This window comes from Bradyrhizobium stylosanthis (assembly GCF_001641335.1).
In the GTDB taxonomy this organism is placed as follows: domain Bacteria; phylum Pseudomonadota; class Alphaproteobacteria; order Rhizobiales; family Xanthobacteraceae; genus Bradyrhizobium; species Bradyrhizobium stylosanthis.
The window spans coordinates 2,044,270-2,055,519 of sequence record NZ_LVEM01000001.1 but is presented as its reverse complement, the minus strand read 5'-3'; the positions used below and the strand labels follow the sequence as shown (position 1 = coordinate 2,055,519).

10 protein-coding genes are annotated in these 11,250 nt (G+C 64.4%); 1 reads left to right on the top strand and 9 read right to left on the bottom strand.

Annotation, left to right across the window (positions count from 1 at the left end):
• Complete coding sequence (locus tag A7X65_RS10015; protein ID WP_063684293.1) at nucleotides 1-723, top strand: GntR family transcriptional regulator; 723 nt, start codon at nucleotides 1-3, stop codon at nucleotides 721-723.
• 5 nt (nucleotides 724-728) lie between these two features.
• Here the strand turns inward: A7X65_RS10015 and A7X65_RS10010 are convergent, their stop codons facing one another.
• The 9 genes from A7X65_RS10010 to A7X65_RS09970 all read right to left on the bottom strand — a co-directional run bounded on the left by A7X65_RS10010 (nucleotide 729) and on the right by A7X65_RS09970 (nucleotide 11,160).
• Nucleotides 729-2,519, bottom strand: a complete 1,791-nt coding sequence (locus A7X65_RS10010) for a chloride channel protein (RefSeq protein WP_063684291.1) — start codon at nucleotides 2,517-2,519, stop codon at nucleotides 729-731.
• Between the two features lies 1 nt (nucleotide 2,520).
• Entirely contained in the window at nucleotides 2,521-3,495 is a 975-nt protein-coding gene (locus A7X65_RS10005) for a formylglycine-generating enzyme family protein (RefSeq protein WP_082884876.1), read from the bottom strand.
• A gap of 3 nt (nucleotides 3,496-3,498) precedes the next feature.
• Complete coding sequence (locus A7X65_RS10000; RefSeq protein WP_063684290.1) at nucleotides 3,499-5,142, bottom strand: arylsulfatase; 1,644 nt, start codon at nucleotides 5,140-5,142, stop codon at nucleotides 3,499-3,501.
• Nucleotides 5,143-5,174: 32 nt separating this feature from the next.
• Nucleotides 5,175-5,948 (bottom strand): GntR family transcriptional regulator, encoded by a 774-nt coding sequence (locus A7X65_RS09995; protein ID WP_063684289.1) that lies wholly within the window; start codon nucleotides 5,946-5,948, stop codon nucleotides 5,175-5,177.
• A gap of 4 nt (nucleotides 5,949-5,952) precedes the next feature.
• Nucleotides 5,953-7,005, bottom strand: a complete 1,053-nt coding sequence (locus A7X65_RS09990) for an ABC transporter ATP-binding protein (protein WP_063684288.1) — start codon at nucleotides 7,003-7,005, stop codon at nucleotides 5,953-5,955.
• Nucleotides 7,002-7,841 carry a carbohydrate ABC transporter permease gene (locus tag A7X65_RS09985; protein WP_063684287.1) on the bottom strand — a complete coding sequence of 280 codons (840 nt, stop codon included), beginning with the start codon at nucleotides 7,839-7,841 and terminating at the stop codon, nucleotides 7,002-7,004. Before A7X65_RS09985 ends, A7X65_RS09990 begins: the two co-directional genes overlap by 4 nt.
• Entirely contained in the window at nucleotides 7,838-8,773 is a 936-nt protein-coding gene (locus A7X65_RS09980; protein WP_082884875.1) for a carbohydrate ABC transporter permease, read from the bottom strand. The genes A7X65_RS09985 and A7X65_RS09980 overlap by 4 nt, the downstream gene beginning before the upstream one ends.
• A 3-nt stretch (nucleotides 8,774-8,776) precedes the next feature.
• On the bottom strand, nucleotides 8,777-10,171 hold the full coding sequence (locus A7X65_RS09975) for an ABC transporter substrate-binding protein (RefSeq protein ID WP_063684286.1): 1,395 nt from the start codon (nucleotides 10,169-10,171) through the stop codon (nucleotides 8,777-8,779).
• A 185-nt stretch (nucleotides 10,172-10,356) separates the two neighbouring features.
• Nucleotides 10,357-11,160 carry a DeoR/GlpR family DNA-binding transcription regulator gene (locus tag A7X65_RS09970; RefSeq protein ID WP_063684285.1) on the bottom strand — a complete coding sequence of 268 codons (804 nt, stop codon included), beginning with the start codon at nucleotides 11,158-11,160 and terminating at the stop codon, nucleotides 10,357-10,359.
• Nucleotides 11,161-11,250: the final 90 nt, after the last annotated feature.

The window sequence follows — 11,250 nt, the reverse complement described above, 5'->3', positions numbered from 1 at the left end:
ATGGAATTGAGTTCCGATAGTCACGTCCCCAAATACGCGCAGATCGCCGACATCTTCCGGCAGCGCATCGCGCGCGGCGTCTGGACCCAAGGCTTTCGCCTGCCCGCCAACGAGGAGCTGGCGGCCGAGTTCGGCGTGTCGCGCGTCACGATCAGGCAGGCCGTGGAGCTGCTCGCCCGCGACGGTGTGATTGAGGCGCAACAGGGCCGCGGCACCTTCGTCACGGGGACCGTGCGGCAGGATCGCTGGCTCAAGGTCGAGACGACGCTGTCCGATCTCGCCGACATGTACCGCGACACTTCGCCCGAGATCATCAATATCTCGGAAAGCCGCACCAATGCGCCGCTGCTTCCCGGCGACGGCAAGCCGGCCGAAAAATATGTCTTCATGCGTCGGCTGCATTCGCGGGAGAAGCAGCCGTATTGCGTCATTTCCATCTATCTCGACGAGAAGATCTTCCGCAGGTCACCGAAGCGTTTTCGCAACGAGACCGTGATTCCGATCCTGAACGATCTCAGGGATCCCGCCATCGCCAGCGCGCGCCAGACCCTGACGATAGGTGCCGCGGACATCGAAGCCGCGCGGCTGCTGCGCGTGCCGCTGAATTCGCCGGTAGCAGAAGTCCGCCGCATCTTCACGACCGCGGACCGCACCGTGATCTATCTCGGCGAAGTCACCTATCGCGGCGACTTCGTGCGGATCGACATGGATCTGCGGCCCTAGCCCTCTCAACGCGAGAACAGTTCCTGGTTCCGGCGCTCGAGCTCCTCCCCGTAGGTGCGCAGGACGTGGGCTTCGCTTAAGGTGCCGATCGTCGCGCGATGATCGGTGCGATCGACGACCGCGAGCACATCGGCCTCGCTGCGTTCAAAGGCCTTCAGGATCTCGCGCACCGGCGTGGTCGGGAGCAGGCACTCATCCTGTTGCTGGGCCAGTGACCCGAGCTGCTCGTCGTCCTGGTTGGCGACGGAATGCAGCGTCGCGGCGGGCACGATGCCCGCATAGATGCCGCTGGGATCGCGGAGCACGATCTGGCGAACCTGTGCCGGCGAGAACAGCTTTTGCGCCTCGCCGATCGGCATCGTCGTCAGCGCGTTCTCGAAGTCGGTGCGCATCAGCGAAGCCGCGCTCATCTGCCGGACCCAGCCGATGTCTTGCGGGCCGCGGATCACCTCGCCGCGCAGATGGAAGCGCCATGTGGCGAAGCTGTAGCCGAACAGCTCGCGCACGATCAGCGCGCAGACCGACGACGCGACCACCGCTCCAACGGTGACGGAGAAATCGCCGGTGATCTCGAGCGCAAGACATACCATGCTGAACGGCGCGCCAAGGACGCCCGTCCCAAGTGCGGCGAGCGCCGCGATGGCGGCCGTGCCGGGTTGAAGCGCCAGCGTGGGAAGAGGGCCCGTCAGCACGATGCTGTAGAGCTGCCCGATCAGCGCGCCCAGCAACAGCGACGCGAAGAACAGACCGCCGCGAAACCCGGAGCCGAGCGAGATGGCGGAGGCCAGGATCTTGAACACGATCGTGGTCGTGAGCAGAAGCCAGGTCGGATTGCTGACCAGCAGGATCTGCATCGCGCCGTGACCGGCGCCGAGCACAGTGGGCGTCAGCAAGGCGAGGCCGCCGAGGAGGAGGCCGCCGAGAATTGGGCGCAGGAAGCCCTTGAACACCGTGATGCGCTGAAAGCAGCGCTCGGAGAATGCGACGGCGAGCATCACGAGGATGCTGACGAAAGCGCAGATGATGCCGATCAGCACGGTCTGCCCGATCATCTCGACGGAGACCGGCGAGGGGAAGCCGGGCACCATCAGGAAGGACTGGTGCGTCAATTGCCGAGCGACGAGCCATGCGGTGACGGCGCTGGCGATGACCGGCACGAGACCGGCGGAGGTATAGGCGCCGAGCACGACCTCGAAGGCGTAGAAGGCGCCCGCGAGCGGTGCGGAAAATGCGGCGCTGATCGCCCCCGCGGCGCCGCAGGCCACCAGCAGCCGCATGTCGTTGCGACGGGCAGCCAGGCGCTGGCCGACATGGGAGCCGAACATCGAGCAGATCTGGGTATAGCCGGCCTCCAGACCGACCGATCCGCCGAACCCGTTGGACAGCAGCGTCTGGATCGAGATCAGCAGGCTGCCGCGAAAGGACACCCGGCCGCCATAGAGCGCATTGGCCTCGATCGCGTCGGCGAGCTGCTGTCCCTTTACGCGCCTTGCGAAGTAAAGCCCGATCAGCGCAAGCACCAAGCCGCCGAGCGTCGGGATCAGCAGCGTGCGCTGCCAGGAGATCACGCCTGTGGCGCTGAGATGTGCGTCAAAAGGAATATCGAACAACAGCGCGTGAGAGATCTGGCTCAGGCTCGAGATCGCGGCCACGAGAACGCCGCTGAGCAGTCCGACGACAATGGCGACCAGCACGAGGCCGGTCTCGCGATTGCGCACGAAGTTGCGCAGGAACAACGGCAGCAGGCGGATGCCGGGAGCCGCGGCCGGCTTCGCAGGATGTGATGCCGGCTCCATCCTAGGCCGGATCCCGCAGCGGTTCGGTGCGCACGACGCGGAAGCCGATATTGCTGGACGCGGAGTCGGGCGTGTTGGAGCTGCGCGCCGCGACGCGGTAGCGATTGCAGTAGGAGTCGTGGCAGAGGAAGGATCCGCCGCGCATCGATCGGTTGGGAGCAGGCTCGCGGTTCAAGGGATCTCGCGATGGCGTGAGGCGGTGATAGCTCGGCGAAAAATAGTCCTCGCACCATTCCCAGACGTTTCCGGCGACATTGTGCAGGCCATATCCGTTGGGCACGAAACTGTGAACCGGCGCCGTACCGAAATAGCCATCATCCACTGTGTTGCGGTCGGGGAAGTTGCCCTGCCAGATATTGCAGCGATGCTCGCCCCCGGGCTTCAGCTCGTCGCCCCAGGGGTAGGTGGCCCGGTCCAGCCCGCCGCGCGCGGCCATCTCCCATTCCGCCTCGGTCGGCATGCGCGTGCCGGACCATCGGCAATAGGCTTGTGCGTCGTTCCAGGAGACGTGGACGACGGGATGATCGAGCCTGTCCAGGATGCTGCTCGCAGGTCCTTCCGGCTGCGCCCAATAGGCGCGCGTCACCGGGACCCACCATGGCGTTTCCTGAGCGCGTGTCGTGCGGGCCGCACGTGTCTCTTCCGGCAACAGCCCGTCGAAGACAAAGCTCCAGCCGTAGCGTTCGGCATCCGTCGTGTAGCCCGTGGCCCGGACGAAGTCGCCGAATTGCAGATTGCTCACGGCGTGGCAGGCAATGGCAAACGGCGACAACGTCACCAGCCGTACCGGGCCTTCGCCGTCCTCGACGAAGCCGATGCCGGCGGATCCCATGTGGAAGGTTCCGCCGATCAGCGAGCTCCAGCGGCGCGGGATCGGAGTTGAACTGGGAGTGATCGCCGCTTGCGCATCCTCGCCCGTCGCCGGCCCGCTGCCGGCGGCGCGCTGGGTGCAACAGTGTGAGCGATCCCCGGTCATGTCCTATTTCTGCTTCTCTTCCTCCCAGAAGGCTGTGCCGCCTTCCGCCTTCATCAACTCCAGAATCTTCTCGCGCGGGATCACGCCGCAGCGATTGGCCCATTGCTGATACTGCGCCGTCATCTCGCGGACGCGATCCGGATGCTGCGCGGCGAGATCGTTCATCTCGGTGCGGTCCGTCTCCATGTCGTAGAGTTCCCAGGGGCCGGGATACTTCCGCACCAGCTTCCACTTGCCGACGCGAACGGCCGCGTTGCCCTCGTGCTCCCAGAACAGCGGGCCACGGTTGCCATAGGCCGAGGCGAATGACGGCACCAGGCTCTCGCCTTCGCAGGGCAGGATGGCGTTGCCGTTATACTCCTTGGGATAGGTGGCGCCGGTGACGTCGAGGATGGTCGCCATCACGTCGGTGAGCTGGCTCGGATTGTGCCGCAGGCCGCCTCTCTCGGAAATGCCGCGCGGCCAGTGCACGATGAACGGGGTTGCGATGCCGCCTTCGTGGATCCAGTGCTTGTAGAGACGGAACGGCGTGTTGGAGAGGTTGGCCCAGGCGGTGCCGTAGCTCTGGTAGGTGTCCTCGGCGCCGGGCATCAGGGTCGGGTCATTGCCGAAGCGCACCGGTCTGCCGTCGCGCGTCTTCGCCTGCGCAATCATGAGCTGGTCTACCAGCTCCTTTGCCGTGACGCCTTCCGGAATGTCTTCGGCGCAGGCGCCGTTGTCGGAGAGGAAGATGATCAGCGTGTTGTCCATCTGGCCGGTCTCGTCCAGCGCCTTCAGGATGCGGCCGATGCCCTGGTCCATCCGGTCGATCTGGGCCGCGTAGACCTCCATGCAGCGCAGCGTCCATTCGCGCTGCTCCGCATCGGTCCACGGCGGTTGGGTCGGATCGCGATCGGTCAGGCGCCAGTTCGGATGGATGATGCCGTCGTCGACCAGGCGCTTGAGGCGCTCCTCGCGCAGCCTGTCCCAGCCCGCATCGAAGCGGCCCTTGTACTTGGCGATGTCCTCGTCATGGGCATGAAGCGGCCAATGCGGCGCCGTATAGGCGACGTACTGGAAGAATGGCGCGTCGGGCTTCTGCGCCTTGTGCTGGCGGATGAAGGCGGCAGCCTGATCGCTGATCGCATCGGTGTAGAAGAACGAGGGATCCTTCACCGCCTCGTGCTCGATATTGTCGTTGCCGCGGGTGAGCGTGTTGGGATGGTAAAAGGAGCCGGCGCCGATGATGGTGCCGTAGAAGTGGTCGAAGCCGCGCTGCATCGGCCATGCGTCGGTCGGCTCCGTCAGGCTGCTGGCGATGTGCCATTTGCCGCTGAGGTAGGACGTGTAGTTCTTGCTTTTCAGCGCCTCGGCGATCGTCACGCAGCTCTTGTTCAGATTGCCGGCATAGCCCTCGGGGCCGTTGCTGTAGGTGAGGATGCCGATGCCGGTCTGGTGCGGATGCAGGCCGGTGAGCAGCGAGGCGCGCGACGGGCTGCAGCGTGCGGTGTTGTAGAACTGCGAATAGCGCAAGCCATTCGCCGCGAGGCGGTCGAGGTTCGGCGTCTGGATCTCGCCGCCGTAACAGCCGATGTCCGAAAAGCCCATGTCGTCGTTGAGGATGAGCAGGATGTTGGGGCTGTCAGGGGTCTTTGCGCCATTCGGCATGTTCTTGTCCTCGTGATTGACGTGTGGCGTTGCTAGTGGCGGCGCGTCAGGCTGATGCTGAGGCGGAAATATTTCGGCAAGTACACGGCGCGCAGCAGCTCGAGCGCCCGTCCGTCCTTGCCGAAAGTGACGCGCTCGATGGAGAGCAGGGGCGAGCCGACCTTGACCCCCAGCAGCTTGGCGCTGCCGGCGTCGGCGAGGTCGGCGCTGATGGTCTGCTGGGCGTCCTTGATGGCGAGGCCAAGCTCGTCCTCGAATACGCGGTACATGATGATCGAGACCAGATCGCGCTTCTCGAGCTCGAGACCGATATCCGGGGGATAGAAGGCGTGCTCGATGGCGATCGGCGTGTCGTCCGCGAGCCGCAAGCGCCGGAGCTGCCAGACGGCGCGCTCGCGCAGCTGCTCGCGAACGGCGGCGTCGTGCCGGTTGGTCATGCCCTGCTGCAGGATCGTGGCGCCGGCCTGGTAGCCGGCATCGCGGATGGTTTCCGAGAAGCCCATGAGGTGGCCGACCCAGTTCTCGGGCTGGTTCGAGCGCAGGAAGGTGCCGCGGCCGCGCGAGCGGTCGAACATGCCTTCGTTCACGAGGGGGGCTATGGCGTTGCGGATGGTGATGCGGCTGACGCCGAAATGGCGGCCGAGTTCGGCCTCGGTCATCAGGCGGCCGGTCTCGTCGATCAACTTGCCGTCGCGCACCTGGCTGCGAATGGATTCACGGATCTGGATATGCAGGGGCGTCGATCCCTCCGCAACGACATCGCTGCCGAGCGGCGCGGGCTTCTTCTTGCGTGTTTGAATAGCCATGGTGTCAGAGCCGCATGCGTGTTGCTGGATCGAACAGATGAATGTCTTGCGGTCGGGCCGTGATCGAGATCGTGTCGCCCTCGCCGGGAATGTTGCCGTCGGCGACGCGCATGCGGATCATGGTGCCGGCGCAGTCGAGGTCGAGCGCGGCGGTATCGCCGAGATCCTCGATCAGGTCGACGCGCGCGCCGAGACCGCCTTCCGTCATGCGCAGGGCGCCGGGGCGAAGGCCGGCCACCACGTCCCGCTCACCCGCAGTCGTGGTCGTCGTCTTCAAACGGTGGCCGGCGATGATGACGTCGCCGTCCACGTAGCGGGCGGGGACGAGGTTCATCGGGGGATTGCCGATGAAGCCGGCAATGTCGATCGAGTTCGGGCGGGCGAACACCTCCGCGGGCGTGCCGACCTGCTGGATCTCGCCCGACATGAACACCGCCATGCGGTCCGCAAGCGTCATGGCCTCTTCCTGGTCGTGGGTGACGTAGACCGCGGTGACGCCGAGCGAGCGCTGCAGCTTCTTCAACTCGGCGCGGGTTTCCAGCCGCAGCTTCGCATCGAGGTTCGAGAGCGGCTCGTCGAGCAGAAACAGGCGAGCCTTGCGCACGATGGCGCGGGCCAGCGCGCAGCGCTGCTGCTGGCCGCCCGAGAGCTGGCCCGGCTTGCGGTCGAGCAAATGGTCGATCTTCACCTTGCGCGCGGCGTCTTTGACAGCGGGCGCGATCTCGGCCTTCGGCAGCTTGGCCATCTCCAGCGGAAAGGCGATGTTCTCGGCCACCGTCATGTGCGGGTAGAGCGCGTAGCTCTGGAATACCATGGCGATGTCGCGGTCCCGCGCATCGGTCGAGGTGACGTCCTTGTCGTCGATCAGCACGCGACCGGCGGTCGGCGCATCGAGGCCTGCGAGGATGCGCAGCGTCGTGCTCTTGCCCGAGCCGGACGGGCCGAGCAGCGCGAAGAACTCGCCCGGCTTGATGTCGAAATTGACGCCCTTCAGCGCGGCGAACTCGCCGTGCATCTTGACGATGTTGCGAAAACTGACCTGACCCTGGCCGCTCATCGGCGTCCTCCGCCCTTGACTGCACCGACCGTCAGGCCCTTCACGATATGCTTCTGCGCGACCACGCCGAGGACGACGACAGGCAGCATGGCGAGAACCGAGACCGCGGCGAGCTTGGCCCACAGCGTCTGCTCGACGGAGACGAAATTGAACATGGCGACCGTGACCGGGCGCACCGTGTTGCCGCTCAGCACGACGGCGAACAAGAATTCGTTCCACGCATTGAGAAACACGAACACGACTGTCACGGCGATGCCGCCACGGACCTGCGGAATGATGATCCGCCACAATGTCTTCAATCGGCTGGCGCCATCGAGATAGGCGGCTTCCTCCATCTCGAAGGGAATGTCCTCGAAATAGGAGACCAGCAGCCAGATCGCGAAGGGCAGGGAGAACGACAGATAGATCAGGATGATGCCCTGATAGGTGTCGATCCAGCCGATGTTCCGCAGCACCAGAAAGTACGGGATGATGATGCCGACCGGCGGCAGCATCTGCGTGGCCAGCACGTAGAAGCCCGCGAATTTCTTGCCGCGAAAGCGCAGGCGGGCCAGCGCATAGGCCGCGGGCACCGCCATCAGCATGGTGACCACGGTGGTGCCGACGGAGATGATAACGCTGGAGAGCAGGTTCGGCAGGATCGATCCCGAGCCGAACAACACGTCGCGATAGGCTTCCCACGTCGGCGTGAACACCAGCTTGGGCGGATAGGCCAGCACGTCGGAATCGGTCTTGAGCGAATTCATGACGCTCCAGACGATCGGAAACGCCCAGGCGAGCAGGAAGACCGTGGAGATCGCGAGCAGGGCAATGATGCGGAGGCGCTTTGCGGTCATTTCGCCCTCCGCATCGCAAAAAGGATGCCGGAGATGATGATGGTCACGATCAGGAGCGCGACAGCGAGCGCCGAACCGTAGCCGATCGACAGCTCGGTGAAGGATTTCCGGTAGGCATAGAGATTGAGGATCTCGGTCGCCGTGCCGGGGCCCCCGGCGGTGACGGTGAAGATCGCCGCGAACGCGGTCAGCGCCACCATGGTCCGCATGATGATGACCATGACGATGGCCGGGCGCAACAGGGGCAGGGTGATGCGGCGAAAGCGCTGCCAGGCGGAGGCGCGGTCGAGCCGCGCCGCCTCGTAGATGTCCTCGGGCAGCGAGGCGAGCGAGGCCAGCAGCACCATGAACGCGAACGGCGTCCACTGCCAGGTGTGGATCGCGATCACCGAGACCATCGCAAGCGTGGGATCGCCGAGCCAGTTCTTGCTGCCGAGCCCTGCATTTATCGCGAGGAAGTCGACGATGCCGAATTCCGGCGCCAGCATGAAGGTACGCCAGATCATGCCGACCACGGCCGGGGAAAGGACCACAGGCAGGATGGCGATGACCCTGAACCAGCCCTGGCCGCGCTTCATGTCCATGACCAGCAAGGCGAGCGCCAGGCCAATGATGACCTGCAGCGCGACGGTCGAGCCGGTATAAACGAGGCTCACCAGCAGCGAGGTCCAGAAGCGCTCGTCGGAGAGCAGTACCTGGTAGTTCTCGAAGCCGACGAAGCCATTGGTGAACGGCATCGCCAGATCCATCCGGAATGCGCTGGTGTAGACCAGGAAGAGCAGCGGAAACGTCGTCGTGGCGAGCAGCGCAAGAAACGCCGGTGCAAGCAGGGCCGCTGCAAACCGGCGTTCGCGCTGCGCCAGGACGCGGCCGAAGTCGCTGCGAGGCGCCTCGCTCGCGATCTCAGCCGATGTCACCGCTGTCGTCGCCATGGTTCAGCCGCGCATCATCGGTTCGATGCGGCGCTGCGCATCGTCCAGTGCGGCCTTGATCGAGGCCTGGCCGGAGAGGGCCGACTGGATCGCGGTCGCCATGGTGTCGCCGATCGCCGGCCATTGCGGCACGCGCGGACGCCAGTCGACGTCGGTGTCCTCCTGCAGGGCGCCCATCGTGGCCTCGACGAAGTTCTCGCCAAAGCCGTTCATCAGCTTGATGTAGTCGGGGTCCTTCCAGACCGAGGTGCGGTTGACACCCGAGCGCTTGGTGGGACCGGCGAACTTATGCGCGGTGCGCGCCTGGGTCTCGGCGCTCGCGGCCCACTGGATGAACAGCCAGGTCGCCTTGCGCTTCTTCTCCGGCAGCGCGGAATTGATCGGAAAGCCCCAGTTCCAGATCGACGTGGTGCGCTTGCCCGAGGGCCCCTTGGGCCAGCGCGCATAGGCGACCTTGCCGATCACCTTGGATTTTTCGGGATTGTTGATGACCGAAGCCGACGAATGCGCGTCGATGTAGCTGGCGACGGTGCCTTGCGAGAAGGCGTCGGCGATGTCGGGCCAGTTCCAATTCGCCGCCGCGGTCGGCGCGTACTTCTTCATGATGTCGACGTACCAGGCGAGTGCCGCCTCGGCCTCGGGGCCATTGACGGTGAGCTTGCCGCCCTTCATCCAGTCGCCGCCGAACTCGCGGAAGATCGACGGATAGATGTACATGTTCTGGCCGGCACCGGCGACGCCGCGCAGCGCTGCGCCCCAGACGCGATCGTTCGGTGTGTTCAACGCCGCAGCATTGGACATGTAGGCTTCTAGCGTGTCGGCCGGCTTCAGGCCTTTCGCGTCATAGAGGTCCTTGCGATAGACCTGAATGGTGACTTCACCGTCATAGGGCATGCCGTAGAGCTTGCCGTCGATGCCGTTGGCGCTGCGCCATGCCGGGATGATGTCGTCGAGTTTGAACCAGGCCGGATCGGTCAACGATTTGTCGGCGAGGTAAGTGTCGAGCGGCTCGACCCATTTGTTCGCGGCATAGAGCGCGTAATACATGGGGTCCGCGGCATGGGTCGCGTAGGTCCCGGTCTTCGAGGTCAGGTCGATGACGCTCTTCTGCCGGATCTGCGCCGGCGGAATCTTCTCGAAGCGGACGTCGATGCCGGTGAGCGCCTTGAACTGCGGCGCCAATGCAATGAGGTTTTCGAAATAGCTCGCCGGGATCACGGCGACCGTGATGGTCTCGCCGGAAACCTGCTGCCAGTCGATCTGAGCGGATTTGTAGGGCGCGAGGTCGGCGTCCTGCGCGGCAGCTTGCCGGAGAAAGGCCGGGCCAAGTGTCGCGAAAGCGGCGGCGGCGGTTCCGGTCTTGAGTAGCGTTCGTCGCGTCGGCTTGAATGACGTCATGCTGTCCTCCCGAAAATCCGGATTTATACTTCCGGTTAGTTAGGACATTTGCCCAAATGTTATAACAAGTCAACCGCGACAAATTGGGTGTCCTCCGGCCGTTTGGCGCGGAGTGTGAAACGACCGCGGACCTCGCCTCCGGGGAGGCGCGATCGGGACGAGGAGCGATGAGATGGAGTTGCCGGCTAGATGTCGCCGAGGAGCTCGAAATCTGCGCGAGCGTCGCCGGCCGTATGGATCTGGCCGCTATATCGCTGTGCGCTCAGCTCGAACGCTGCCGGCAATCGGTCGTCGATAACGAGATGGTGGCACTCGTCGAGGTGACCGCCGCGAACCGTTGCATTGCGCCCGAATTTGGTGATGTCGGCCACGAGCACGGACGTTCGTGAATTGGCGGCGATGGATTGGCGTGCCTTGACTTCATCGACATGGAAGTCGAGCAGCGAGCCGTCCGCATCGACGCCGCCGACGCCGAAGATTCCGAAGTCCGCGCGAAATCCCGAGAAGAAATGCACGGCGGCCTCGCCAATGATGTCGCGGTCGAGCGGCCGCAGCGTGCCGCCGGCGATGGTGATCTCCACGTCCGGATTATGCGAGAAGGCTGCGGCCACGTTCAGGCTGTTGGTGATCACCCGCAGATCCCGTCGACGGGAAAGTGCCTGCGCGACATATTCGGGCGTCGTGCCAAGCCCGATCATCAGCGACGTCCCGTCGGGAATGAGTTTGGCGGTCGCATGCGCGATCCGCCGCTTGGCTTCGGCGTTCAGCCTGTGTCTGCTGCTGTAGGCGAGGTTCTGATTCTGGACGGGGAGGCTGACCCCACCATGCACGCGCCGAAGCAATCCTTGGTCGCAGAGCGCATTCACAAGGCGGCGGATGGTCTGCTGGGTCACCTCGAAACGCGCCGCAAGCTGCTCGATGGAAGCGAAGCCTTGCTCGCGCACGATCTCCAGTATGTGGACCTGACGTGTCGTGGTGCTCCTGACCATGAGCCCTCCGTTCGCGACAAAAGTATCATTTGAACGGCCAAGACGCAATTTTCTGTTTCATATGGTGTCACACTATGTTCATATGAACAT